The organism is Flavobacteriales bacterium (assembly GCA_030584065.1).
Classification (GTDB): domain Bacteria; phylum Bacteroidota; class Bacteroidia; order Flavobacteriales_F; family PHOS-HE28; genus PHOS-HE28.
Genome location: CP129489.1, coordinates 2,201,283 through 2,225,809 on the forward strand (window position 1 = coordinate 2,201,283; position 24,527 = coordinate 2,225,809).

The window sequence follows — 24,527 nt, forward strand, 5'->3', positions numbered from 1 at the left end:
TTCCATCATTGCGGATAGCACGTTCTGCACATGCCGCGCCCTGCGGCCCACGGCACATTGGCCCCGCGTCGCCCACAAGCGCCGCACCAACGCCATGAAGAATGCATACGCGCTGCTCCTCTCGGCCTGCCTCTCGCCCGTGCTCCGCGCACAGGTGCTCACCTACCAGGACCTGATGCCTGCCGTGGGCGACACCTTCTACCTGCACGGCGTGGAGGGCGATGAAGACTTCGACCCCGGGCCGGCCGGCTTCGGCGTGGTGTGGGACCACAGCGCCCTGGCCATCGTCACAACCGCTTACACCGCCATCGCCAGCATCGCGCCCGAAGACGCGCCGCACCAAAGCCTCTTCCCCGAATCGGACCATGTGCGCAAGCAATGGCTGAGCTTCGACCCCGCCTGGATCACCTACCGCTACTACGACCGGCGCGAGGAGGGCCTCTATGAACTGAGTTCCATGGGTCCGGTGATCGAGTACGTGTACGACAACGACGAGCTCGTGCAGTCCATCCCGCACCTCTATCCGGACACCATCGCCGACAACTACTGCTACGAATCCACGGGGCTCGGCGCCACCTACCACACCTGCGGCACCACCACGCAATGGATCGATGGCAGCGGCACCCTGCTGATGCCCTACGGCACCTTCACCGATGTGGTGCGCAGCCAGGTGCTCACCACCGGCATCGCCGACGGCTCGCCCGAGGACACCACCCTTGCCCGCTTCACGCGCTGGTGGGCGCCGGGCCTCGGGGCGCCGCTGATGGAGCTCTATGCCTTCACCGGATCGAACGGCTCGGTGCTGCGCACGGTAACGGTGCTCGACCCCTCCACCGCACTGGCCATCCCCTTCCGTGGGCAGGCCCCGGCGCGGGTGGCACCCAACCCGGCCCGGGGCTGGGCCACCCTCAGCACCCCGGCCCTCGCCACCGGCGGCACCCTGCGCATCCATGCCGCCGACGGCCGCCTGCTGCAGGAGCAAGCGATTCCCCGCGGCGCCGACACCCACCGCATCGACCTTTCCGCCCTGCCGCACGGCACGCTCTTCCTCGTGCTCAGCACCCCCGCGGGCAGCACCACCCACCGCATCGTGCACACCCCTTGAATCATGCGCCACCGCTCCCTGCCCTTCCTCCTGCCGGCCCTGCTCATGCTACTCGGCGCCAACGCCTGCACCGGGCAGCAGCTGCCGCGCCGCGTCTTCCTCGGCATCCGCATGGAGCGGGTGACGGACGACCTGCGCCGCATCATGGGCGTAGGCGCCACGCCCGGCGTGCTGGTGGCCGAGGTGCTGCCCGGCGGTTCGGGCGAGGCCGCCGGCTGGCAGCGCGGCGACCTGCTGACGGAGCTGGGCGGACAGCCGGTGGCCAGTCCCGATGAAGTGCTCGTGGCCCTGGCGCAGCACCAGAGCGGCAGCACCCTCGCCTACCGCCTGCTGCGGGACCGGAAGCCCCTCGCCGGCAGCATGACGCTGCGCGGATGGCCCGAGGAGCGCTACCCCGACCTGCGCGTGGAATACACCGCGCACGCCACCGTGAACGGCGTGCAGCGCGCCATCCTCACCCGGCCGCGCACGCGCCAGCCGGACAAGGCCCCGCTGGTGGCCTTCATCGGCGGCATCGGGTGCTATTCCCTCGACTCCCCGCTGGATACCGCACGGAGCGAGGTGCAGCTGCTCAACGCGCTCAGCCGCATGGGCTACGCCTGCGCCCGGCTGGAGAAGCCCGGCATGGGCGATGCCGCGCGCTCCAGCACCGCCTGCGGCGAGGTGAGCTTCATGCATGAGATGACGGGCTACGCCGAGATGATCGCCCAGCTGAAGCGGCGCGCCGACATCGACAGCAGCAGCGTCACCATCATCGGCCACAGCATGGGCGGGGTCTTCGCACCGCTGGTGGCGCAGCGCACGCCGGTGCAGCGCATCGTGGCCTACGGCACCATCGGCAGCAACTTCCTGGAGCACCTGCTGAAGACGCGGCGCACCATCGGCGAGGCCTACGGATGGGATGCCGAGCGCACCGATGCCTTCATCAAGGACTTCGGCGAATGCGCCGCCTGGTACTTCGCCGACCGCCTCAGCTCCGCGCAGGCCGCCGCCCGGAAGCCGGTATGCGCCGAATACGCCGGCATCTTCGATGTCCGTGCCCGCGCTTACAACGACGAGCTCTATGCGCTGAGCATCCCGGCGGCATGGAAGGGCTTCCGGGGCAGGACCCTGCTCCTCTGGGGCGAGGCCGACTACATCGCCGCCCGGCACGACCACGAACTGCTGCGCGGCCTCATCGAGGCCGCGCACCCCGGCAGCGTCACCTTCCAGGTGGTGCCCGATGCCGACCACGGCATGCACCAGGCCGACGACTTCAAGGCCGCCGTGGCGGGCAGCGGGCCGTACCAGCAGCTGGTGGGCCGCGCGGTAACGGAATGGATGCCGCGCGTGCGATGAGAGCGATGCTCGCCCTGGCGATCGGAGTGTGCGCGGCGCAGGTGGGCCGTGCCCAAGGCGGCACCGCGCTGCACGCGCTGCTGCAGGACTTCACCGCCGGCTATGCCGCATGGGCGCCCGAGCCCTTCGCGCTCGATCTGCGGGAGCGCCTGGCATCCGTGCCGCCCGATAGCGTGCTGGCGGCACAGCAACGCTTCTTCAGCGAGCAACAGCGCCTGCTGCTCGGTGCGCACGCGGAAGGGGCCACCGCCGAGGAGCGCCTGCTGCTCGCCACGGCGCGCTTCGAGGTGGCGCACCAGCTGCACCGCATCACCGTGGAGCGCCGCTGGCTGCAGGCCGGGCGGCCCATGCCCGCGCACGGCGTGCACGGCCTCCCCGACCACCAGGAGTGGTACCGGCTGCTGGTGCGGCGCTTCACCGGCTATGAGCGCACGCCGCAGGAGCTGGTGGCCTTCGGCGCGGCGGAGGCGGAGCGCTGCCACCAGGCGATCGGGCGCCTGCGCGCGCTGCTCGGTGCCGCGCCCCAAGGCGGCTGGATCACGGACAAGGCCGAGGTGCTGCAGCGCTTCGCCGCGCTGGACAGCACGGTGCGCACGCGGCTTTCCGGATTCGTGGGCGCCGTGGAGCTGCCGCCCATCCACCCCATGGAATGGCCCGACGCCGGCCCGCACACCCCGCCCGGCATCTACCTCTCGCGCGCGCACAACGCCTATGGCGCGGATGTGTTCCAATTCAACTTCCACAACGGCCGCTTCGATGCCCGCGCGCTGGACTGGCTCTACCTGCACGAGGCCATCCCCGGCCATCACCTGCAAGCAAGCCTGCGCCAGGCCGCCGCGGCGACCGACCTGCGCGCCCACCTGCTCTATCCGGGCAACTTCGAGGGCTGGGCCTGTTATGTGGAGGACTACGGCCAGGAACTCGGCGCCTACGCAGACCCCTTGCAGGAGCTCGGCAAATGGGAGTGGGACCTGGTGCGCTCGGTGCGCGTGGCGCTCGATGCGGGCATCCACGGCCTCGGCTGGTCGCGCCAGGAGGCGCTGACCTATTGGGAGGAGCACATCCCCGGGGTGCCCGAACTGGCCGACCGCGAGGTGACGCGCGTGACCAACTGGGCCGCCCAAGCGCTGAGCTACAAGGTGGGCGCCGACGCCATCCAGCGGCTGCGCGAGCGGCTTGCCGCCGAGCTCGGTCCGCGCTTCGATGCGGCACGCTTCCACCGCGCCTTCCTGGAGATGGGGATGCTGCCCCTGCCCGTGATCGAGGAGCAGCTGGCGGCGCACCTGCACAAAGGACCATGAAGCGCCAGACGATCACCGCCGGCCTCTGCCTGATCCTGCAAGCGCTGCACGCGCAGCACGCGCGGATCGATTCCCTGATGCGCGTGATCGCGGACCGCACCGAATTCAGCGGCACCGTGCTCGTGGCCGACCGGGGCGAGGTCATCTACCACAAGGCCTTCGGCCTGGCCAGCCGCGAGTGGAACGTGCCCAATACCGTCGAATCCCGGTACAAGCTCGCCTCGCTCAGCAAGCAGTTCACCGCGCTGCTCATCCTGCAGCTCGCGCATGAAGGCAAGCTCTCGCTCGATGATCCGCTGGTGAAGCACATCCCCGCGTACCGGGTGCAGCACGCGGAGAGGATCACCCTCCGCCATGTGCTGTCGCACACCTCCGGCATCCCCAATTACCATGTGATCCCCGGTTTCGACAGCGTGGTGGCCAAACAGCCGCGCACCCTGGAACGCTTCGTGGACCTCTTCCTGGACAAGCCCCTGCTGTTCGAGCCCGGGAGCGCATCGCACTACTCCAACCTCGGGTACTCCGCGCTCGCGCTGGTCGTGGAGCGCGTGACCGGGAAGCCCTTCAGCGAGCAGCTGCGGACCCGGGTCTTCGAGCCAGCGGGCATGGTGGACAGCTTCACGGAGGACGATCCGCGTGTGATGCCGCGCATGGCGCAGGGCTACGTGAACACCTGGACCAGCTACGACCGTGAAGCCTACCGCGATCCCTCCTCCGTGATCGGTTCCGGCCATGTGTCCAGCACGACGATGGACCTCTTCCGGTACGACCGTGCCTTGCGCAACGGCACCTTGCTGCCCACCCACCTGCAGGCCGCGTGGATCAGGCCGGTGCGCGGCGACTTCGGCCTTGGCTGGATGGTGATGCGCTACTTCGTGCCCGGCCGGGACAGCGTCACGGTGGCCTACCACGATGGCGGCAACCGGGGCTTCACCACGGTGATGTACCGATTCATCGAGAACGACCGCTGCATCGTGGTGCTGTCCAATACGAGCATGTACGACATCTACGGCGTGGCCGGGCGCATCGCGCGGATCCTCCACGGACGGGAGGTCCCTCCCGTGAAGCGGCCCTTGGTACAGGCGATCGCGCGGATCCTGAAGAACGAGGGCCGCGAACAGGCCTTGGCATTCTTCCGGCGGCACCGCAGCGACCCGGAGTACACCTTGGACGGTGCAGCGGCCAACTCGCTCGGCTACCTGCTGATGGGCCAGGGACGGCTGGAGGATGCCGTGTGCGTGTTCGAATTGAACGTGGAGGCATTCCCGGAGGTGGCCGATCCGTATGACAGCCTTGCCGAGGGCTACATGAAACAAGGTCGGCGCGAACTGGCGATCGCGAACTACAAGCATTCGCTGGAGCTCGATCCGCATAACGAGAACGCCAAGGTGATGCTGAAGAAACTCGGTGCCCCATGATGAACACCCCGCTTCCGCTCGTCTTCTGCCTGCTCGGCGCAGCGTGCCAGAGCGTGCCGCCGCCGCCGGAACCCTCCATCGCGCAGCACGCGATGGCAACGGACACCCTGCTGCTCCACGAGCCCGGCGTGGAGAACGCCTATCCCCGGCTCTCCGCCGATGGGAGGCGCATCCTGTACCAGAGCAACCGCACGGGCACCTGGCAGCTCTTCATCATGGACCTCGCCACCGGTGCGCAGCAGCGCGTCACGCACGACGCCCACAACAACAACTTCGTGGACTGGAGCGCGGACAACGAATGGATCGCCTTCGTCAGCGACCGCGACGGCAACGAGGAGGTCTACCGCATGCGCACGGACGGCTCCGGGCTCGAGCGGCTGACCAGTGATCCCGCACGCGACATCCACCCCTACTTCAGCCCCGATGGCCGCTACCTGCTCTTCAACAGCACGCGCGGCAACGGCTCGCTGGATGTGTACCGCCTCGACCTGGGCACCCGCCAGGTGATGCGCCTCACCGACACGCCGATGGAGGAGACCTGCGCCCGCTATGCGCCCGGCATGGAGCGCATCGTGCTGCTGCGCAACGACGCGACCAGCGACGACGTCGTGATCCTCGACCTCAGCACCGGGCTGGTGGACAACCTCACACGCACCCCCACGGTGATCGATGGCTGGCCCATGTACAGCGTCGATGGGCGCTGGATCTACTACAGCACCATGGCCAGCGGGCAGCACAGCATCCACCGCGTGCATCCCGATGGCTCCGGCGATGAGACGATCACGCAGGCCGGGCCGGGCGAGGAGGACGGCCGCGCCTTCATCGGCCGCGATGGGCGAACGCTGATCTACAACAAGCGGCACCACGGCGCGATCGACATCCGCCGCCTGGCACTGCCATGAATCCACGCACCATGACCGCACGCACATCCTCCGGCTGCTTCCTCGGCGGCATCGCCAACCTCCTCATGCCCATCGCCCTGCACGCCCAGCCGCTGCACTTCAACGACAGCTCCGCCTGGTCGGAGGAGCACTGGCGCTTCGAGGGCCTGGAGGCGCAGCACTTGCTCTTCACCATCACCGTGCAAGGCGATACCGCCATCCAGGGGCAGCTGTACAAGCGGTTGCGGCGGCAGGGCACGGCCACCATCGCACCGCTGCTCGGCGACCCGCCGCCGCCGCCGGTCACCCTGGCGATCGATGCCTATGCCGGTGCCCTCCGGGCCGACAGCGCTGAAGGCCGTTGGTGGGTGGTGCTGCCCGGCGAGGGTGATCCCCGCCTGCTCTACGACTTCAACCTCGCGGTTGGCGATACGTTATCCGGCACGTATGGCGACTGCGCTGCCGCGCCCATCGTCACGAGCATCGATGCCAGCTGGTTCAACGGCCGCGCGCACCGGCGCTTCGTGCTCTCGGGCGGGCGCTACCTCATCGAAGGCATCGGTGCAAGCTCCGGCCTTTTCGGCTACCTCTGCCAGCTATTCGAAGAGTACGGCTGTCTGCAAGCCTACACCCAAGGGGATGCGCATTGGGCGGTGCTCGGCTGCGGGCCGCTCACCACGGCGATGCCGGATGATCCCCGTGATGGGAAGGCCGCACGCGCATTCCCCAACCCCACCGCGGGCAGCGTCACCGTACCTGGGCTGCGACCCGGCCAACGGGCCGCGGTGCACGACATCGCAGGGCGCTGCCTGGCCACGGTCCGCGTCGATGGCCACGGCTCCATCGATCTCGGCATGCTGCCCGCCGGCACCTACTTGCTCTTGCCGCTCACCGCATCGGGCCGGCAGGCTCCGCTTCGGGTGGTGAAGCAATAGCCGCGCGCGGGCCGGCCGAAGGGCTCGACCGCAGCGCCCTCACCGCAAGGGCGCCATCGCAGTAGCGTTCCCCCGGCCCTGGGCGACGGCTCACTCGTAGCGCAGGGCCTTCACGGGATCGGCCATCGCGGCCTTGTAAGCCTGCACCGATACCGTGAGCACCGTGACGAGCAGGGTGATGAGCAAGGCCGCCGCGTAGAGCAGCGGCGAGATGCGGGTGTGGTAGGCAAAGGTCTCCAGCCAACGGCCGATGGCGTAGAAGGCCAGCGGGAAGGCCACCAGGAGCGCCAGGCCCAGCAGCACCACGAACTCGGTGTTGAGGCGCCGGACGATATCGAACAGCGGTGCGCCCATCACGCGCCGGATGCCGATCTCGCGCGTGCGCTGCCGCGCGGTGAAGTAGGCCAGGCCGTAAAGGCCCATCACCGTGAGCAGGATGGTGAGCACGGCGAAGGCGGCGAAGACGCGGTAGAGCCTGTCCTCGGCCTGGTAGAGCTGCGCGATGCTGTCGGTGAGGAAGGTGGCCTCCCACTCGGCATCGGGGAAGAGCCGCTTCCACTCCCCTTGCAGCGTGGCGAGCTGCTGCCCCACATCGCCGGGCTGCAGGCGCAGCACCAGGTGCTGCGCGCCGTACCGCTGGCTGCTCTGGAAGAGCACGAGCGGCTCGATCGGCGTGTGCAAGCTGGTGTAGTGGAAATCCTTGAGCACCCCGATGACGGTGAGCTCCTGGTCGGCGCTGTCGCCCGGTATGAAGATCTTCTCAGCCAGCGGATCACGCCAGCCGAAGGCCTTCACGGCGCTCTCGTTCACCATCACGGCGTTGTCGCGGTCGCTGGGGATGGCAGGGTCGAAGTAGCGCCCGGCCACCAGCTCCACGCCGAGCAGCGCGGGGAGATCGGCATCGGTGCTCATGGTGGGCATGGGCTTGTCGATGCGACCTTCTGGCGTGTTGGCCTTCAGCACCCAGCGGCCGCTGCCCTGGCCGGGCAGGTGCTGCGTGAAGGAGGCGGCCGTGACGAAGCTCTGCCGCAGGTGCTCGTCCTTCACCGGCCGCAGCCTGTCCCACGCCAGCGTATCCGGCCCGGGCGGCAGCGGCATGGCGATGCTGAGCAGGTTCTCCTTGCGGAAGCCCATGTCCGTGCTGCGCAGCCAGTGCAACTGGGCGAACACGGCCAGGGTGCCCACCACCATGAAGAGGGCGATGGCGAACTGCGCGCCCATGAGCACCTTGCGCACGCGGTTGCGGCCGGCCCCGCCGGCCACGCCCTCTTTCAGCAGGAGCTGCGGCGCGAAGCGCGAGAGGAAGAAGGCCGGGTAGCTGCCCGCCACCACGCCGATGGCGATGAGGATGAGCGCCAGCGCGCCCACGAAGCTCCCGCGCAGCACCACCTCCATGCCGATGGCCTTCCCAGTGATGCTGTTGAACGCCGGCAGCGCCAGCCAGAGCAGCCCCAGGGCCACCGCGATGCCGATGAGCGCGATCAGCACGCTGCCGCCGATGAACTGGGCCACGAGCTGGCCGCGCTGCGCGCCGCACACCTTGCGCAACGCCACCTCCTTGGCGCGCCGGGTGGCGTCAGCGGTGCTCATGTTGATGTAATTGATGCAGGCGATGGCAAGGATGAGCACGGCCACGATGGCGAAGAGGGTGACGTAGGCCTTGTTGCCCTTCTTCGGCGTGTCATAGATGAGCGCGTTGTTGAAGTGCACCTCGCGCAGTGGCTCCAGGTTGAAGCGGATGCTGCCCTGGAACTCCTCGCCGCCCCATTGCGGGATGATGTACTTGTCGACGAAGGCGTCCATCTTGGCCTGGAACGCGTGCTCGTCCACACCGGGTGCGAGCACGAGGTAGTTGAAGCAACTGTTGTTGCCCCAGCTCTGCGCCAGCTGCTCCTTCGCCTGCGGCGGCATGCCGAGCCGGCTCATGAACACGCCCATGGGGATGTGGGTGTTCTCCGCCTGCCCGTCGATGACGCCGGCCACCTTCAGGGTGCGTCCATTGCGCGTCACCAGCTTGCCGATGGGGTCCTCCGCGCCGAACATGCGCGTGGCCATCTCCTGCATGATGACGATGTTGTCCGGCTCATCGAGCGCATCGGGCCCGCCGTGCGTGAAGGTGAAGTCGAAGGTGCGGAAGGTGCTGGTGTCGGCATTGTGTCCGTCGGCTGCCACGAACTTCCGGCCCTCGTATTCGAGCGTGGTCTGCCCCAGCTGATAGAGCGAGACGCCCGCCTCGATGTCGGGGTACTCGCGCAGCAGGGCCTCCATGATGGGGAAGGGCGTGATGCCGAAGTCGTCCTTCACATCGCCGAACTGGTAGTGGGCCTGGATGCGGTAGATGCGGTCGGCCTTGCGGTGGTGCGCGTCGAAGCTGAGCTCGTCCTGCACGTAGATGTGGATGAGCAGGCAGGCCGCCACGCCGATGGCAAGGCCGATGATGTTGAGCGCGGCAAAGAGGGTGTCGCGCTTCAGGGTGCGCCAGGCGATGAGGAGGTAGTTGCGCCACATGGCCCCAAGGTGGAACGGGACCAGGGTGCTGCGAGGTCTGTTGTGCGCTGAAGTTGGCCGCGTGACGGGCGGTTGGCGGACCGGCCCTCATGCATGACCCGGGTGCAGGGTGCGGATGACCGCCGTCAATTCAAGCGGCGCCCCTCGTGCCTAAGTTTCCATGAAACTCGCGAACACCCACACCCCAATGGCCACCAAGAAGACCGCCAAGGCCCCTGTCCGGAAGACGAGCGCCAAGGCCGCGGCGAAAGCCGTGAAGCCTGTCGCAAAAGCCACGAAGCCCCGCCTGGGCCTTGTGGGCAAGCCGAAGCCCAAGACCGCCGATGCGCGCATGCCCGGTGAACAGCATCCCGGCCAGACGGGCATGACGGCGCGCATGCATGAGCAGCCCGGGTCGCAGATCGAACGTGAACGCCATGTGTATGGCGGCAGCACCCGACCGAAGAGCGGAGCGGGGCGCACGAACAAAAAGGCGGTGGCCAAGTCGCGTCGCGGAACGAAAAAGTAGGCTTCGACAGCACGCCATGGGTGACTCTCCAGCCCGCGTGAGCGCTCCACCATTCAGTAGGTCACTGTCACCCCCACGCCCCAGCCCATGTCGCTGTCGTAGTGCGTGCTCAGCGCCCAGCTCTTGTCCAGCACATAACGCAGTCGCTCCATGTGCTCCAGGTCGCTGTTGCCCATCAGGTCGAGCCGCAGGCGCGGGGTGAGCGGGATGTCCTCGCGCATCAGCTGGGCGCGTAGCTGTCCGTCGGTGTCGATGCGCGCATCGAACACCAGGAGCATGGGCAGGGTGTATTGGAACCCGGCATGCAGCACGCTCCGGCTGTTCTTGGTGTTACGCTGCCCGAAGAGGTTCTCCTCCGCATCATCGCCGTGGCCTTCGCGCGTGCGCCAGTCGATGCCGATGTTCGGGAACCACCACTGCATCTTGCCGAGGAATCGGCCGAAGTGCATCTCCACTTCCTGCCCGTGCATGGGGGTATAGCCGAGGCGCCATTCCGCCTGCAGGTTCCAGCGCTTGTTCATCAGCATGGCCTCCCCGTCGTTGCCGTTGGTGGCGAAGTCGTTCTGGGCCATGAAGTGCCAGGCCTTGTCCTCGCGCAGGAACAGGCGCTCCGCCTTGCGGGCATCGGGCAGCACGGGGTTGGGCCGCGGCGCGGGGTTCACGAACACCCGGCCCATGCCGCTCATCATGTGGTAGAGGATGTGGCAGTGGAAGAACCAATCGCCCTCCTCGGTGGCGGCGAACTCGATGGTGTCCGTTTCCATGGGCATGATGTCGAGCACATTCTTCAACGGGGCATGCTCGCCCTGGCCGTTCACCACCCGGAAGAAGTGCCCGTGCAGGTGCATGGGGTGGCGCATCATGCTGTTGTTGGTCAGGATGATGCGCACGTTCTCGCCCTTGCGGATGAGGATGCGGTCGGTCTCGCTCACCGTACGGTTGTCGATGGCCCACAGGTAGCGGTTCATGTTCCCCGTGAGGGTGAACATCAGCTCCTTCACCGAACCGTGCGGCAGGGTCGTGGGCGTGGGTGATCGCAGCATGGCATAGTTCAACGTCACGATGTCGGAGAGCGCATTGCTGTTGTAGCGGTCGGCACCCTCGTCGGTATGCGACAGCTCTTTCGGACCGGTGATCTCTGGATACATCACCACGTTCATGTCCATCTGCTGCAGGCTCATGTGCATGCCCATGTCATCCAGGTCCCCATTCATCTTCATCATGTCGTTCATCATCTTCATGCCCTCGAAGTACTTCAGGGGCTGGAGCGGAGCGGCGAGCTGGCGGATGCCGGAGCCGAGCCACACCGAGGCGGAGCGCACGCGGTCCTCGCTCGTGGCCAGCAGTTCATAGGCCGTGCTGTCGGCGGGGATGGTGACGATGATGTCGTAGGTCTCGGCCACGCCCATGATGAAGCGGTCCACCTCAACGGGCTCCACGTCCATGCCGTCGCTGGCCACCACGGTCATCTTCCCGCCGGCATAGGTGATCCAGAAGTAGCTGCTCGCCCCGCCGTTGATCAGGCGGATGCGCACCCGGTCGCCCGCCTTCAACCGGGGCGCTTCGTCCACCGGCCGGCCGTTCGCGAGGATGCGGTCGTAATACACATCGCTCACGTCCATGGCGTTCATCCGCTTCCACTCGTTGGTGAGCTTGATGCCGAACGCACCATCCTTGATGGCATCGCTGTAGCTCTGCACGGTTCCTGGCCGAGACTGGTGTTTCTTGATCGCGCTCCAGTCGTTGGCGGCATGCAGCCTACGGTGCACCTCCTTCGGCTTCATGTCGGTCCACTCGCTGAGGATCACCACGTGCTCTGGCATGGGCGCGGCATTCCGCTTGTGGATGATGAGCGCACCGTGCATGCCGTTCTGTTCCTGCAAGCCCGTGTGCGAATGGTACCAATACGTGCCGCTTTGCACCAGCGGGAACTTGTACACCTGCGTTTCACCCGCCTTGATGGGCGCGGTGGTGAGGTGGGGCACGCCATCAAGGTGGTAAGGCAGGATCAGGCCATGCCAATGCAGGGAGGTCTCCTCCTTTGCCATTGCGTTGCGTACCACGATCATCGCCGTATCACCTTCCGTGAAGGTGAGCGTCGGCATGGGGATGCTCCCGTTCACCGCGTAGGCCTTGCGGGGCTTGCCGGTGTAGTCGACGATGGTGTCCGTGATGACGAGGTCGTACCGCGTGACCTTGGGTGTGAAGTCCCCGAGCGGACCGGAGGTGCCCAAGGCTGGATGACCGACATGCTGGGCCTGCACGTGCATCATCCCCGGCAGCCCGTGCAGGAGCACCAGCAGCAGTACCGATCGGATGTTGGAGGAAAACTGCATGACACGATCAGCGGCTGATGGTCTCCTTCACACTACCGCAGGTCATCATCTGTGACCCGTAGAAGGGGTTCTTGATGGCCTTATCCCGGCTGAGCCAGTCGGCGCCGCCCTCGTACATGGGGCAGTGATCCCGATAGATCGGCGTGGTGGCAGGCGCTGCCTTTGCGAGCTCGGTCATCGGAGCAGTCAGCTCCGCGAAAGCCTTGCGCTGCTTGGCAAGATCCGCAGTGCCTACGATAACACCACTGGTGTTCGCCAGTCGCTCCATCACCTTCATCCAAACCAGGTGAGCGGTGTGTTCCATAGCATCCATTTCCACATTTCGCAAAGCGGCGTCGAAGGCTTTGGCGCGGGCTTGCGCGTCGGTGGCATTTGATGCCACCAGGGCATCCTTCAGTGCGAAGTAGGTATCGAAGACCGGGGCCAGTGGGTCCGTGGTCCCTTGTTCGATCGCAGCCTCCGCCGTGTCAGAATGGTGACCAGCGTGCTCCGAATGCGCGTTTGTTCCTGGGCTTGCAGCAAATGGAGCGCGTTTGAAGCTGCGCTCGTACTGGCAACATCCGGGCAGCGCGGCATAGGCGGCATCGGGAGCCAGGTACTGCTCGCTGTCGTACCCGGCCTGTGCGATGCGCTGCAATACCGCATCCAGCGAAGTGCGCGTGCTGTCGTAGGTGATGCGTGCGGTCTTCGCGTCAACATCCCAGTCGACTTCGGCTTCACCCTTCACGTAGGCGGCCTTCTCGATGGTCTTCTCGCACATGGGGCAGTCGCCGTCCACCCGGACGGTCACCGTGCGCGCATTCTTCAGTTGTGCGTTGCAACCCGGCAGCAGCAGCAGGGTAGCGATCAATAGACCGATGGTTTTCATGGTCGTTCGTTTGGAGGTTCGTTCGATGTTTCACTTGTCCAGTTTCGCCCAGCGTAGTCTGAGGCTGTTGCTCACCACGCTCACGCTGCTCAGCGCCATCGCCGCACCGGCGATCATGGGGTCCAGCAGGAAACCGTTGATGGGGTAAAGCACACCAGCCGCGATGGGGATGCCGATGATGTTGTAGATGAAGGCCCAGAAGAGGTTCTGGCGGATGAGCGCCACGGTGCGGCGGGAGAGTTGGATGGCGCGCGGGATGGCGTTGAGGTCCGTGGCGATCAGGGTCAGGCGCGCCACGTCCAAGGCGATGTCGCTGCCCTTGCCCATGGCGATGCCCACATCGGCCTTCGCCAGCGCCTCGCTGTCGTTGATGCCGTCGCCCACCATGGCCACCACGTGGCCCTGCTGCTGCAGGCCGGTCACGAAGGCGCCCTTGTCCTTGGGCAGCACCTCGCTGCGAAAGTCGTCGATGCCCACGGCCTGGGCCACGGCCTGCGCGGTGCGGCGCGCATCACCGGTCTGCATGTACACCTTGATGCCGGCGCGCTTCAGGCGTGCGATGGCCGAGGCGGCCGAAGGCTTGATGCGGTCGGCGATGGCCACGGCGGCGCGCACCTGCGTGCCCTCCGCCACCCACACCACCGTGTGCGCTGCCTCCTGCCAGCGCTTCTCGTGCGTGCGCCACTCGCCGGTGACGACGATGCCGTTCTCCTCCAGCAACCGGCGATTACCCACGAGCCAGCCCGACCCGTTCACCGTGGCCTTGACGCCCTTACCGGTGAGGCTGTCGAACGCGCCCACCGCAGCGGCCTGGTGCACGCCGGCGGCATGCAGGTGCCGAACGACCGCCTCGGCCAGGGGATGCTCGGACCGCGCTTCGATCGCGAGCACCGCGGCGCCGACGGGCTGTTCGGTCAACCCCACGGCCTCCACCACCTCAGGCTTGCCTTCGGTGATGGTGCCGGTCTTGTCGAGCACGATGGCGGTGATGTTGCGTGCGCGCTCCAGGCTGTCGGCGTCCTTGATGAGGATGCCGTTCTCGGCCCCCTTGCCCATGCCGGCCATGATGGCCGTGGGCGTGGCGAGGCCGAGGGCGCAGGGGCAGGCGATCACCAGCACGGTGACCAGCGCGAGCAGGCCCTGGGTGAAGGCATGCTCACCGCCGAGCACCCACCAGGCGATGGCGCTCAGCAGCGCGATGCCGATGACGATGGGCACGAAGACCGCGGCCACCTTGTCCACCAGCTTCTGCACCGGGGCCTTGCTGCCCTGGGCCTCTTGCACGGTGCGCACGATCTGGGCGAGCAGCGTGGCCGAGCCCACCTTCTCGGCACGCATGCGCAGGCTGCCTTTCTGGTTGATGGTGCCGGCCAGCAGCTTTGCACCGGCCGTCTTCGCCACCGGCACAGGCTCACCGCTCAGCATGCTCTCATTCACGTAGCTCTCCCCGCTTACCACTTCGCCGTCCACCGCGATGCTCTCGCCGGGACGCACCACGAGGATGTCGTCCACGTTCACGTCGGCGATGGGTACCTCGCGCGTGCTGCCATCGGCGGCCTCGCGCAGCACCGTGTTCGGGCGTAGGCCCATCAGCTTCTTGATGGCACTGCTGGTGCCGGCCTTGGCGCGCTCCTCCAGGAACTTGCCCAGCAGGATGAAGGTGATGACCACCGCGGCGGCCTCGAAGTACACATGCGGCATCAGTCCGCGGTCGGTCCAGAACTGCGGATAGGCAGTGTTGAAGACGCTGAAGACGTAGGCCACGCCGGTGCTCAGGGCCACCAGGGTGTCCATGTTGGCGCTGCGGTGCTTCGCCTGCTTCCAGGCGTTGATGAAGAACTGCCGGCCGAAGACGAGCACCACGGGCGTGCTGAGGGCCCACATCACCACGTTGGCCCAGGGTTCATGCATCATGAACATGCCGATCACCACCAGCGGGATGCTGAGGGCCATGGAGGCCCACAGGCGCTTCTTCAGCGAGGCCATGCGCTCACGCGCGATCGCCTCCATGTCGGCGGTGGCCTCGCGCTCCTCCCCGATGATGAGGTCGTAGCCGATGCTTTGGATCGCGGCGCGCATGCGGCGCTCATCGATCACACCGGGCACATAGCGCACCTGCACCGTGTTGGTGGCCAGGTTCACCGCGGCCTCGAGCACCCCCGGCTGGGCCTGCAGCATGCTCTCCACGCTGGCCACGCAGCTGGCGCAGGTCATGCCGGTCACCGGGAAGGTGCGCTTCACCGTGGGCACGTCGTAGCCGTTGTCGCGGATCGCCTTCACGGCATCGCGCACGGCCTCCACGGGCGTGATGCTCTGCACCACCGCGCTGCGGTTGTTCAGCTCCACATGGTGGGTGGCGATGCTGGGCACGGTGCCCAGGGCCTTGTCCACGATCAGCGCGCAATGCTCGCTGTCCATGTTCTCCACGGGGATCACCAGGGTGCTCGTCTCGGTCTTCATGGCTGTGGGGGTGTTCAGGCGGCCACCGGCAGCAGGCCATAGCCCGCCGGGCGCAGCGCGTTGAGGAGGTCCTCTTGGGTGAGGGTGCCCTGCACCACTTCCACGTCGGCGGTGCGGGTCACGTGGTCGGCGGTGGCGCTCACCACGCCGGGCAGCTTGTTGAGGATGTCGCCGGCCTTGTTGGCGCATCCGGCGCAGGTGATGCCGGTGGTGCTGAAGCGGTGCCGCTCGGTGGCGACGTTGTAGCCGGCCTTGCGGATGGCGGCGACGGCCTCGCGCACGGCCTGGGCCGAGGTGGCCGACCGCAACGTGGCCAGGTGGCGGTCGAGGTCCACACGGGCCTCCTCCAGCGTGGGCACGCCATGCAGGGCCTTCTCCACGCGCAGGGCGCAATGCGCGCTGTTCACGTCGAGCAGGGGGAGGGCGATGTTCGTGTTGTCCATGGTCGTTGGTGTTGATTGACGATGCAAAGCACCGACGACCGGGAGCGTTCCGCGTTACATCCTCATCGGGAAGGTTTACATCAACCCACCTGGTCCAGCGGGGTGCGGCCCATGCCCATGGCCTTGAAGGCGGAGGGCGTCATGCCGGTGAGCTTCTTGAACTGGGCGCTCAGGTGCGCCACGCTGCTGAAGCCCGTGCGGTCGGCGATCTCGCTCAGGGTGAGCTCGTCGTACCGGATGAGCTCCTTCACCCGCTCCAGGCGTTGAAGCAGGAAGTACTGCTCGATGGTGATGCCCTCCACCTGCGAGAAGAGCGCGGAGAGCCCAGAGTAATCGCGGTGCAGCACATCCGGCAGGTGCTCGCCCAGCTTCACGCGCCCATTGAGCTGCTCGTTGTGGTGCACCAGCTTCACGATGGCGGCCTTGATGCGCGCGATGGTGGCGGCCTCGCGGCTGTCCACCAGCTCGAAGCCCTCGGTCATCAGCGCGGCGCGCGTGGCCTCGAGCTCGGCATCGGAGGGTTCCTGCTCCAGCTCCACTTCGCCGAGGTCCACCTGCAGCACGCGCAGGCCCTGCTCTCCCAGCACGCGCCGCACCACCGCCTTGCAGCGGTCGCACACCATGTTGCGCACCACGAGCTTCATGAGAGGCGAAGCTAGCGGAGGAGAGCGTTCACAGCAGCGCCTGCGCCGGCACGTTGCCCTCCACCACCCTTCCGTCGAGCAGCTTGATGGTGCGCTGGGCGTAGCCCGCATCGCGGAGGCTGTGCGTGACGATGATGACGGTGGTGCCGGCCCTGTTCAGCTCGGTGAGCAGCCCCATCACCTCCTCGCCCATCGCGCTGTCCAGGTTACCGGTGGGCTCGTCGGCCAGGATGAGCCTGGGGCTGTTCACCACGGCGCGGGCGATCGCCACGCGCTGCTGCTGGCCGCCGCTGAGCTGCTGCGGGAAATGCCCGGCCCGGTGCCCGATACTCATGCGCTCCATGGCCTCCTGCACGCGCTGCCGACGATCGGCCCTGCCCATGCGCGTGTAGATCAGCGGCAGCTCTATGTTCTCGGCCACGGTGAGCTCATCGATCAGGTTGAAGCTCTGGAAGACGAAGCCGATGGTGCTCTTGCGCACCTCGGCGCGCCGCCGCTCGTTGTAGCCGCTCACATCCTCACCGCCCACGAGGTACTGCCCGCTGGTGGGCGAGTCGAGCAGCCCCAGGATGTTCAGCAGCGTGGACTTGCCGCAGCCGCTGGGGCCCATGATGGCCGCGAACTCGCCCTGGCCGATGGCGATGCTCACGTCGTTGAGCGCGGTGGTCTCCACGGTATCCGTGCGGTAGACCTTCGAAAGGTCATGGGTTCTCAGGAGGCTCATATCCGGTTGCGTGTTGGGAGGTTGGGGGTTGCATGTTGGCGGAACCCGCAACACGCAACGCGTAACACGCGACGTGCGCAGGTCTGTGGCTGCTATTCGATAACGAGCTCATCGGCGTTGTTGAACGCGGCGTAGCGACTGGTCACCACCCGGTCTCCGGGCTGGAGCCCTTCGAGCACCTCGTACAGGTCGGGGTTCTGGCGGCCCAGCTTCACTTCGCGCTTGGTGGCGGTGCCTTCGGCATCGAGCACGTACACCCACTGCCCGCCGGTGTCCTGGAAGAAGGGCCCGCGCGGCAGCATTACCGCCTCCATATCCTCGCTCAGCTGCAGCCTCACCTGGAAGGTCTGACCGCGGCGCACCTCCGGCTTCGCCCCCAGGAAGCGCAGGTCCACGTCGAATTCCCCGTTGCTCACCTCCGGATACACCTTGAAGACCTCGATGACGTGCTCCCTTCCGGCGTGCACGAAGGTGCCCTGCAGGCCGATGCCGATCCGGCTCACGTAGTGCTCCGGTATGCGCGCCCGCACCTTGAAGCTCTCCAGCACATCGATCTGCGCGATGCGCTCGCCGCGCTGCTTGGTCTGCCCGAGCTCCGCACTGAGGCCGCTCAACTGCCCGTCGATGGGCGCCTTGACCACCAGGCTCTGCAGGTTCTCGCGCAGGAAGCGCAGGTTCTGCTGGATGAGCTCGAGGTTGCCGGTGATGGAGCCGAGCTGGCTGAGGCGGAAGAGCGAATCGCTGCGCACGTTGGCGGCCAGCAGCTTGCGCTTCTCGCGCATGTAGTCCAGGTGCTCCCTGTTGCTCATGTACGTATTGCGCGCGAGCAGGGAGTCCTTCACCAGCCGGTCATCCACCCGCTGGTCGCGCTCCAGCCGCTTCAGCTCCTTGTCGAGGCTCAGCAGCTCATCGCGCAGGCGCACGGTCTGCTGGTCCATGGCGAGCCGCGTGTTGCGCAGGTTGTTCTGCTGGTCCAGGAGCTGCGCCTCGCGGTTGATGGCATCCATGTGCAGCTGCGGGTTGCTCAGCTCAAGGATGGGCTCGCCGGCCTTCACGTGCGTGCCGTCCTCCACGAAGCGGTGCTTCACGGTGCCACCCTCCAGCGCATCGAGGAAGACCGTCTGGATGGGCTGCACCGTGCCCGTCACCGGGATGAACTCGCGGAAGAGGCCCTTCTCCACCGTGCCGATGGTGACCTTGGCCGCCTCCACCCGCACCCGCGATCGGCCCAGCCCGCTGGCCAGCGCCACCAGCGCGACCATCACCAATAGTCCACCGCTTGCGGCGTAGAGCAAGCGGCGCCGCCTGGCGGGCCGGGTATCGATCGCACGGTCCATGGTCCTGCACGGCAAGGTTCATCCGGCACCGGGCCACGGCCTAGCAGTTTGTGCGGACCGGAAGGCCGCGTGACGGACGGTTGGGCGCTACCAGATGAGGGGCAGCAGCCGCTTCACCCCCTGCATGCGCTCGGGGTAGTCCGGGTGGCGCGCGGTGAGCAGCGCCTCCTCTTGGCGGATCTTCAGCACGAGCACCACGGCGCAGGCGGCGAGCGCCACCCAGCGCACCCGGCTCGGTGCGCCGAAGGCCACGGCCGAGCCGCAGAGCAGCACGGCCGTGTACATGGGGTGGCGGATGAAGCGGTAGATGCCGCGCACGCTGAGCGTGCTCGAGCTGCGGGGTGCGGGCATCACCGTGAGGTTGCCGGCACCGAGGGAGAGCCCGGCCCACACCAGGATCAGCAGGCCGATGCCCAGCACGGCCCAGGCAACGCCCGGCAGCGACCAGCCGCCGCCCAGCACAAGGGCGATGATGCAGCTGAACTGGGCCACCACGAGCAGCACGCCGTACATGGCTGCAAGTAAGCCCATCGGCAGGCATGGCCTTCGCACAGCGATGATGTACCTTGAACCGTGGCCTACCTGCTCGCCGCTCATGCTCACCGGCTCATCGAACGGCTCCGGGTGGATCTGGCGCGTGCGGCCGAGTCCCCCTCCGAGCCGCGCATCCATGCCTTACGGGTGAGCCTGAAGAAGCTGGCGACACAGCTCCGTCTGGCACGCTACGCTGCGCCGCACGCCGCCTTCCCGGATGGGCCCATGCGTCGCGTGAAAGCGCTCTTCAAGGCTGCGGGGCGCGAGCGTGAGGCACAGGTGTCGAGAGCCCTGCTCGCCGAACTCCCCCGGTCGCTCTGTGCGGCGCGGATGGCCCATGAAGCACGATTGCACCGGCAGGAGCGCAAGGCCCGGCAGGCCCTGCTGCGCCGCCTGCAGGATTGGAGGCCGAAGGACATCGACCGGATCGCGGAGCAGCTGGCACGCGCCACCGCATCGCTCACCCACGCCCAGGAACTGGACCTTGCGGCGCGGTATGCCGAGGACGAATTGCAGGCGGCATCGCGGCTGCTGGCCGCAGAGGCACCGGGTGCTCAACTGCATGCGGTGCGCAAGCACGTGAAGAACGCGTGGTACACCCTGCGGCTCCTGCCCGCACGGCGCAAGGACGAAGCCCGGACCGCACGGCTCGCTCAGGCCCAGCAGCGGCTGGGGCTTTGGCACGACTGGCAGACGCTCCGCTCGGACCTCACCGACTGGAAGGGCGGCGGGGAAGCGCGAGCTGCGATAGCCGCGGAAGCAGCCCGGCGGCTGGCGCGCATGGAGGCGGCACTGCTGCGCTACCTGCCCAAAGCCCTGCGCAGAGGCGGGCCGGTAGCCGCTGATGCCCGGTCGCGCTGATGGTCCCCGGCATGCGCAGCCGTGCGAACGGCCACGGCGCATGGAACATCCTGGCCTGCTCACGGCCCGCCATTCCCCGCTTGGTCCGATTCCTGCCGCGCCAGGCGGGCAACGCACCCGCCCGGCAGCGCGTACTCAGATCGCGCCCACCCCCAGCAGCAGCGCCGGTTCCTCCAGCAACTGCTTGAAGGCATTGAGGAAGGCCGCGCCCGTGGCGCCGTCCACCACGCGGTGGTCGCAGCTCAAGGTGACCTTCATGGTGTGGCCCGGCACGATCTGGCCTCCGCGCACCACGGGTTTCTCCACGATACCGCCCACCGCCAGGATGCACGCATCGGGCGGGTTGATGATGGCGGTGAACTCCTCGATGCCGAACATGCCCAGGTTGGAGATGGTGAAGGTGTTGCCTTCCCAGTCCTGCGGCTGGAGCTTCTTCTCCTTGGCCTTCTTGGCGTAGTCGCGCACCTCGGCGCCGATTGCGCGCAGGGGCTTGCCATCGGCGAAGCGCACCACGGGCACCAGCAGCCCCTCCTCCACGGCCACGGCCACGCCGATGTGCACATGCTGGTTGAACCGGATCCGGTCGCCGAGCCAGCTGCTGTTCACCTTGGGGTGCTGCTTCAGGGCCACGGCCGCCGCCTTGATCACGAGGTCGTTGAAGGAGATCTTGTCGGGCGCGATGAACTTGTTGATGGCCTCTCGCGCAGCCATGGCGCGCTCCATGTCCACCTCGAGCGTGAGGTAGAAGTGCGGCGCGCTGAACTTGCTCTCGGCCAGGCGGCGCGCGATGGTCTTGCGCATCTGGCTCACCGCCACCTCGGTGAAGCCCTCCACCTGCGGGGCTGCCGCGAAGCCGCCGCCACCGCGATGGTTCTCGATGTCCTGTTTCGTCACCCTGCCGTCGGGGCCACTGCCGCGCACGCGGCTGATGTCGATGCCGCGCTCCTCGGCAAGGTGCTTCGCGAGCGGGCTGGCCTTCACGCGGCCGTTGGATGCGGCCACCGCGGCAGGCGCCGCCATCGGTGCCGCCACCGGGGCAGGCGCAGGGGCCGGGGCCGCCACCGGAGCCGGTGCGGGCGCAGGCGCAGGTGCGGCCTTCGCTGGGGCCGGCGCCGGAGCCGGCACCGCCGCGGCGGCTTCGGCCAGCAGCTTGCTGAAGTCCTCCCCTTCCTTGCCCAGTACGGCGAGCACGCTGTCCACCGGCGCGGCCTTGCCCTTCTCCACGCCGATGTGCAGCAGCACGCCGTCGGTGAAGCTCTCGAACTCCATGGTGGCCTTGTCGGTCTCGATCTCGGCAAGCACCTCGCCGCTCTTCACCTTGTCTCCGACCTTCTTGTGCCAGGCGCTCACCACCCCTTCGGTCATGGTGTCGCTGAGCTTCGGCATGCGTACGATCTCGGCCATGGTGCGGTGGATGCGTTACTCGATCCGGGTGCCCCGGAACGACGTGTTCATGGAATATTGCGTGTAGAGGTAGCTGGACTGATTGAAGACCAGCGAATCCGGCGCTGCGCCCAGCACGAAGCGCCCGGTGAGGTTGAATCCCGAGCCCGGCGAGTAGTACGCGTTGTGGAAGCCGCCCCCGCCATCCACCTCCACATGCGCGTACACCGCGCTGCCCTCCAAGCACACCTGGGCGGGATAGGCATCGCAGAGGCTGACGCGCACCGTGTCGCTGTAAGTGGTGTCCACCAGCGTGGTATCGGCCCCGGCCACCCAGCCGTGCTTGTGCAGCGCACCAGCGTATTCCCCGGCATAGGCCGTGCGCGGATCGGCAGGCGGCGGCGCTTCCTCCTCCTTGTGCGCGCAACCCGCTGCGAGCAGGCAGCAGCAAACGATGGCCGGCTGGGCTCGCATCACCTAGTCCTTCAGGAAGGGGTAGTCGGCCTGGTGGTAGACGTCCGTGTAGAGCTCGCTCTCGGCGGGTACCGGGCTCTCCTCGGCGAACTTCACGGCCTCCTCCACCTCCTGCTTGGCGGCTTCGTCCATGGCCTCCAGCTCATTCTCGGAGGCCCACTTCTTCTCCAGCAGGGTGGCCCTCACCTGCTCGATGGGATCCTGCTTCTTGTAATCCTCCACTTCCTCCTTGGTGCGGTACTTCTGGGGGTCGCTCATGCTGTGCCCCTTGTAGCGGTAGGTCTTGATGTCGAGCAGCATGGGGCCGTTGCCGGCGCGCACGTGGGCGCAGGCCCGCTCGATGGCATCGTGCACGTCGGCGCAGCGCATGCCGTTGACGCCCTCTGCGGGCATCTCGTAGCTCAGGCCCAGCTTGCTCAGGTCGTGCACGTTGCTGGTGCGCTCCACGCTGGTGCCCATCGCGTAGTTGTTGTTCTCGATGATGAAGATGACCGGCAGCTTCCAGGTCATCGCCATGTTGAAGGTCTCGTGCAGCAGGCCCTGGCGTACGGCGCCATCGCCCATCATGCAGAGGGTCGCATGGTCCTCCCCGCGGTACTTGTCGGCGAAGGCGATGCCCGCCCCCAGGCCGATCTGCCCGCCCACGATGCCGTGGCCGCCGAACAGGTTGCGCGCCTTGTCGAAGTAGTGCATGCTGCCGCCCTTGCCCTTGCTGGTGCCGGTGGTCTTCCCGTAGAGCTCGGCCATCACGTTCTTGGCCGAGGCGCCCAGCACCAAGGGGTGGCAGTGGTCGCGGTAGCCGGTGATGATGCGGTCGGTGGGGCGGATGGCGGTGACCATGCCCGCGAGCACGGCCTCCTGGCCGATGTAAAGGTGGCAGAAGCCGCCGAACTTCTGCATGGTGTAGAGCTGCCCGCACTTCTCCTCGAAGCGGCGCATGAGGATCATGTCCTTGAACCAGCGCAGATGGGTCTCCTTTCCAGGTGCCGCCGAGGCGGGGGGGGCGGTCTTGGCCTTGGCTCCGCGGGCGTGGCCGGGGGTCGCGGTCTTCGTGGTCATGGCGTGCTTGCCGCCTTGCAAGGCGGGGGGCAAATATAGCCCGGCCCCTCCACCCTGCCCGGCGGGATCAGGGCTTCAGGAAGGAGCCATCGAACTGCAGCGGAAGCAGGTCCGACGCCCTCTCCAGCTCGATCACCCAGCCGCTGGCGGTCCCCAGCAGCACCCGCACCGGGGCGCGCTGGCGGGACTCCTGCTCCAGCAGCGCCTGCCGGCAGATGCCGCAGGGCGATACCGGGTCGTCGCCGGCCACCTGCGGCACCACCACGGCGATGGCCTCCACCCGCGCGCCGGGCTGCTGGGCCATGGCGTAGTGCAGCACCGAGCGCTCCGCGCAGGTGCCCGCGGGGAAGGATGCGTTCTCCTGGTTGCTCCCTTCCAGCACGGTGCCGTCTGCAAGGCGGAGCGCAGCGCCCACGCGGAACGCCGAATACGGCGCGTAGGCCCGCGCCGCAGCCTCCTGCGCCCGCTGCAACAGGCCGGCATCGGCGGCAGGGAGCTGCTCGCGGCGCATCCGCCGGTAGGTGAAGGTGTGCTGGTGGCGCTCGGCCATGGCTTCTTCGAAAGGAGGGCGAAGGTACTTGAACCCGGCGCCGGGCAAGGGGCCCGAACACGGGCAGTCCGTAGTTTTGCCACCCTTGCACCCGAACGTGGATACCGCAGCGCTCATCGACCGGTTCGAGCCCATCACCTTGAAGGAGATGGATTCGGTGAAGCTGCAGAACCGCGTGGACACCAAGTATGTCCTCTCCGAGCGACAGCTGCCAGCGCTGCTGCAGGCGCTCTCCGCCCACTACCGCGTGCTGGAGGTCGACGGCAAGCGGGGCACCCGGTACCGCAGCCTCTATTTCGACACGGCCGACCTGAAGCACTACCGCGACCACCACAACAAGCGCACCTTCCGCAGCAAGGTCCGGTTCCGCGAATACCTGGGCAGCGGACTGGTGTACCTGGAGGTGAAGCGCAAGACCGGCACCGGCCGCACCGACAAGGCCCGGCAGCGCGTGGACCGCATCCCGGATGCCCTGACGCCCGAGCAGCAGCGCTTCGTGCAGGAGGCCAGCCACAGCGAAGCAGCGCTCCAACCCGCGCTCTGGAACCACTTCACGCGCTACACCTTCGTGGCCAAGGCGGGCACCGAACGCCTCACCTTGGACATTGACCTGCGCTATTCCGACCCGCACGGAGCGGGCGCACTGGGAGGCATCGTGGTGGCCGAGCTCAAGCAGCCGCGCGCCGACCGCCAGTCGCCCTTCGTGCAGCAGATGCGGCGCATGGGCATCAGGCCCAGCGGCATGAGCAAGTATTGCGTGGGCATGCTCACCCTCGGCCGGCGGGTGAAGCACAACGCCTTCAAGGAGGTGCTGCTGAAGCTGGAGCGCATCCGTCAAGCCGCCTGAACCCTGCCATCCG

At 67.3% G+C, this 24,527-nt stretch carries 22 protein-coding genes; 9 read left to right on the top strand and 13 right to left on the bottom strand.

The window, feature by feature from the left end:
• Window positions 1–94 precede the first annotated feature (94 nt).
• From QY325_09375 to QY325_09400, 6 genes are read left to right on the top strand one after another with little or no spacing between them, the layout of a single operon-like run.
• Window positions 95–1,105: a T9SS type A sorting domain-containing protein gene (locus tag QY325_09375; GenBank protein WKZ64972.1), complete on the top strand. Its 1,011-nt coding sequence runs from the start codon at window positions 95–97 to the stop codon at window positions 1,103–1,105.
• Between the two features lie 3 nt (window positions 1,106–1,108).
• A complete protein-coding gene (locus QY325_09380) occupies window positions 1,109–2,443 on the top strand; it encodes an alpha/beta fold hydrolase (GenBank protein ID WKZ64973.1) in 1,335 nt (444 codons plus the stop codon).
• The gene (locus QY325_09385) at window positions 2,440–3,744 is read left to right on the top strand and encodes a DUF885 family protein (protein WKZ64974.1); all 1,305 of its coding nucleotides are present in this window, start codon (window positions 2,440–2,442) and stop codon (window positions 3,742–3,744) included. Before QY325_09380 ends, QY325_09385 begins: the two co-directional genes overlap by 4 nt.
• Complete coding sequence (locus QY325_09390; GenBank protein WKZ64975.1) at window positions 3,741–5,162, top strand: serine hydrolase; 1,422 nt, start codon at window positions 3,741–3,743, stop codon at window positions 5,160–5,162. The genes QY325_09385 and QY325_09390 overlap by 4 nt, the downstream gene beginning before the upstream one ends.
• A complete protein-coding gene (locus QY325_09395; GenBank protein ID WKZ64976.1) occupies window positions 5,159–6,064 on the top strand; it encodes a hypothetical protein in 906 nt (301 codons plus the stop codon). The genes QY325_09390 and QY325_09395 overlap by 4 nt, the downstream gene beginning before the upstream one ends.
• An 11-nt stretch (window positions 6,065–6,075) precedes the next feature.
• Window positions 6,076–6,978 carry a T9SS type A sorting domain-containing protein gene (locus QY325_09400; GenBank protein ID WKZ64977.1) on the top strand — a complete coding sequence of 301 codons (903 nt, stop codon included), beginning with the start codon at window positions 6,076–6,078 and terminating at the stop codon, window positions 6,976–6,978.
• Window positions 6,979–7,068: 90 nt separating this feature from the next.
• Here QY325_09400 and QY325_09405 read toward each other — a convergent pair whose 3' ends face one another.
• Window positions 7,069–9,486, bottom strand: coding sequence for an ABC transporter permease (locus QY325_09405; protein WKZ64978.1), 2,418 nt, complete (start codon window positions 9,484–9,486; stop codon window positions 7,069–7,071).
• Window positions 9,487–9,646: 160 nt separating this feature from the next.
• Here QY325_09405 and QY325_09410 point away from each other — a divergent pair, with 160 nt between their 5' ends.
• Complete coding sequence (locus tag QY325_09410) at window positions 9,647–9,994, top strand: hypothetical protein (protein ID WKZ64979.1); 348 nt, start codon at window positions 9,647–9,649, stop codon at window positions 9,992–9,994.
• A 53-nt stretch (window positions 9,995–10,047) separates the two neighbouring features.
• Here QY325_09410 and QY325_09415 read toward each other — a convergent pair whose 3' ends face one another.
• From QY325_09415 to QY325_09450, 8 genes are all read right to left on the bottom strand, one after another.
• The gene (locus QY325_09415) at window positions 10,048–12,330 is read right to left on the bottom strand and encodes a multicopper oxidase domain-containing protein (protein ID WKZ64980.1); all 2,283 of its coding nucleotides are present in this window, start codon (window positions 12,328–12,330) and stop codon (window positions 10,048–10,050) included.
• A 7-nt stretch (window positions 12,331–12,337) separates the two neighbouring features.
• Window positions 12,338–13,198 carry a DUF3347 domain-containing protein gene (locus QY325_09420; protein ID WKZ64981.1) on the bottom strand — a complete coding sequence of 287 codons (861 nt, stop codon included), beginning with the start codon at window positions 13,196–13,198 and terminating at the stop codon, window positions 12,338–12,340.
• A 30-nt stretch (window positions 13,199–13,228) separates the two neighbouring features.
• Entirely contained in the window at window positions 13,229–15,658 is a 2,430-nt protein-coding gene (locus tag QY325_09425; GenBank protein ID WKZ64982.1) for a heavy metal translocating P-type ATPase, read from the bottom strand.
• 14 nt (window positions 15,659–15,672) lie between these two features.
• Window positions 15,673–16,101 carry a cation transporter gene (locus QY325_09430; protein ID WKZ64983.1) on the bottom strand — a complete coding sequence of 143 codons (429 nt, stop codon included), beginning with the start codon at window positions 16,099–16,101 and terminating at the stop codon, window positions 15,673–15,675.
• Between the two features lie 80 nt (window positions 16,102–16,181).
• Window positions 16,182–16,745 carry a helix-turn-helix transcriptional regulator gene (locus QY325_09435; protein ID WKZ64984.1) on the bottom strand — a complete coding sequence of 188 codons (564 nt, stop codon included), beginning with the start codon at window positions 16,743–16,745 and terminating at the stop codon, window positions 16,182–16,184.
• Between the two features lie 28 nt (window positions 16,746–16,773).
• Window positions 16,774–17,469, bottom strand: a complete 696-nt coding sequence (locus tag QY325_09440; protein WKZ64985.1) for an ABC transporter ATP-binding protein — start codon at window positions 17,467–17,469, stop codon at window positions 16,774–16,776.
• A gap of 92 nt (window positions 17,470–17,561) precedes the next feature.
• Window positions 17,562–18,806, bottom strand: coding sequence for an HlyD family efflux transporter periplasmic adaptor subunit (locus QY325_09445; GenBank protein ID WKZ64986.1), 1,245 nt, complete (start codon window positions 18,804–18,806; stop codon window positions 17,562–17,564).
• An 87-nt stretch (window positions 18,807–18,893) separates the two neighbouring features.
• Window positions 18,894–19,319, bottom strand: a complete 426-nt coding sequence (locus QY325_09450; protein WKZ64987.1) for an isoprenylcysteine carboxylmethyltransferase family protein — start codon at window positions 19,317–19,319, stop codon at window positions 18,894–18,896.
• 60 nt (window positions 19,320–19,379) lie between these two features.
• Here QY325_09450 and QY325_09455 point away from each other — a divergent pair, with 60 nt between their 5' ends.
• Window positions 19,380–20,201 carry a CHAD domain-containing protein gene (locus QY325_09455; protein WKZ64988.1) on the top strand — a complete coding sequence of 274 codons (822 nt, stop codon included), beginning with the start codon at window positions 19,380–19,382 and terminating at the stop codon, window positions 20,199–20,201.
• Between the two features lie 135 nt (window positions 20,202–20,336).
• Here the strand turns inward: QY325_09455 and QY325_09460 are convergent, their stop codons facing one another.
• The 4 genes from QY325_09460 to QY325_09475 all read right to left on the bottom strand — a co-directional run bounded on the left by QY325_09460 (window position 20,337) and on the right by QY325_09475 (window position 23,667).
• Window positions 20,337–21,605, bottom strand: a complete 1,269-nt coding sequence (locus QY325_09460; protein ID WKZ64989.1) for a pyruvate dehydrogenase complex dihydrolipoamide acetyltransferase — start codon at window positions 21,603–21,605, stop codon at window positions 20,337–20,339.
• A gap of 15 nt (window positions 21,606–21,620) precedes the next feature.
• Window positions 21,621–22,058 carry a hypothetical protein gene (locus QY325_09465; protein ID WKZ64990.1) on the bottom strand — a complete coding sequence of 146 codons (438 nt, stop codon included), beginning with the start codon at window positions 22,056–22,058 and terminating at the stop codon, window positions 21,621–21,623.
• 3 nt (window positions 22,059–22,061) lie between these two features.
• The gene (gene pdhA, locus QY325_09470) at window positions 22,062–23,117 is read right to left on the bottom strand and encodes a pyruvate dehydrogenase (acetyl-transferring) E1 component subunit alpha (protein ID WKZ64991.1); all 1,056 of its coding nucleotides are present in this window, start codon (window positions 23,115–23,117) and stop codon (window positions 22,062–22,064) included.
• Between the two features lie 67 nt (window positions 23,118–23,184).
• Window positions 23,185–23,667, bottom strand: a complete 483-nt coding sequence (locus QY325_09475; GenBank protein ID WKZ64992.1) for a cytidine deaminase — start codon at window positions 23,665–23,667, stop codon at window positions 23,185–23,187.
• An 85-nt stretch (window positions 23,668–23,752) separates the two neighbouring features.
• On the opposite strand from QY325_09475, the gene QY325_09480 reads away from it, so the two are divergent.
• A complete protein-coding gene (locus tag QY325_09480; protein WKZ64993.1) occupies window positions 23,753–24,514 on the top strand; it encodes a polyphosphate polymerase domain-containing protein in 762 nt (253 codons plus the stop codon).
• Window positions 24,515–24,527 lie beyond the last annotated feature (13 nt).

Bases quoted from the DNA above. Each gene is read 5' to 3' on its own strand.
- QY325_09375 (WKZ64972.1), top strand. From the start codon at position 95: ATGAAGAATGCATACGCGCTGCTCCTCTCGGCCTGCCTCTCGCCCGTG.
- QY325_09380 (WKZ64973.1), top strand. From the start codon at position 1,109: ATGCGCCACCGCTCCCTGCCCTTCCTCCTGCCGGCCCTGCTCATGCTA.
- QY325_09385 (WKZ64974.1), top strand. From the start codon at position 2,440: ATGAGAGCGATGCTCGCCCTGGCGATCGGAGTGTGCGCGGCGCAGGTG.
- QY325_09390 (WKZ64975.1), top strand. From the start codon at position 3,741: ATGAAGCGCCAGACGATCACCGCCGGCCTCTGCCTGATCCTGCAAGCG.
- QY325_09395 (WKZ64976.1), top strand. From the start codon at position 5,159: ATGATGAACACCCCGCTTCCGCTCGTCTTCTGCCTGCTCGGCGCAGCG.
- QY325_09400 (WKZ64977.1), top strand. From the start codon at position 6,076: ATGACCGCACGCACATCCTCCGGCTGCTTCCTCGGCGGCATCGCCAAC.
- QY325_09405 (WKZ64978.1), bottom strand. From the start codon at position 9,486: ATGTGGCGCAACTACCTCCTCATCGCCTGGCGCACCCTGAAGCGCGAC.
- QY325_09410 (WKZ64979.1), top strand. From the start codon at position 9,647: ATGAAACTCGCGAACACCCACACCCCAATGGCCACCAAGAAGACCGCC.
- QY325_09415 (WKZ64980.1), bottom strand. From the start codon at position 12,330: ATGCAGTTTTCCTCCAACATCCGATCGGTACTGCTGCTGGTGCTCCTG.
- QY325_09420 (WKZ64981.1), bottom strand. From the start codon at position 13,198: ATGAAAACCATCGGTCTATTGATCGCTACCCTGCTGCTGCTGCCGGGT.
- QY325_09425 (WKZ64982.1), bottom strand. From the start codon at position 15,658: ATGAAGACCGAGACGAGCACCCTGGTGATCCCCGTGGAGAACATGGAC.
- QY325_09430 (WKZ64983.1), bottom strand. From the start codon at position 16,101: ATGGACAACACGAACATCGCCCTCCCCCTGCTCGACGTGAACAGCGCG.
- QY325_09435 (WKZ64984.1), bottom strand. From the start codon at position 16,745: ATGAAGCTCGTGGTGCGCAACATGGTGTGCGACCGCTGCAAGGCGGTG.
- QY325_09440 (WKZ64985.1), bottom strand. From the start codon at position 17,469: ATGAGCCTCCTGAGAACCCATGACCTTTCGAAGGTCTACCGCACGGAT.
- QY325_09445 (WKZ64986.1), bottom strand. From the start codon at position 18,806: ATGGACCGTGCGATCGATACCCGGCCCGCCAGGCGGCGCCGCTTGCTC.
- QY325_09450 (WKZ64987.1), bottom strand. From the start codon at position 19,319: ATGTACGGCGTGCTGCTCGTGGTGGCCCAGTTCAGCTGCATCATCGCC.
- QY325_09460 (WKZ64989.1), bottom strand. From the start codon at position 21,605: ATGGCCGAGATCGTACGCATGCCGAAGCTCAGCGACACCATGACCGAA.
- QY325_09465 (WKZ64990.1), bottom strand. From the start codon at position 22,058: ATGCGAGCCCAGCCGGCCATCGTTTGCTGCTGCCTGCTCGCAGCGGGT.
- pdhA (WKZ64991.1), bottom strand. From the start codon at position 23,117: ATGACCACGAAGACCGCGACCCCCGGCCACGCCCGCGGAGCCAAGGCC.
- QY325_09475 (WKZ64992.1), bottom strand. From the start codon at position 23,667: ATGGCCGAGCGCCACCAGCACACCTTCACCTACCGGCGGATGCGCCGC.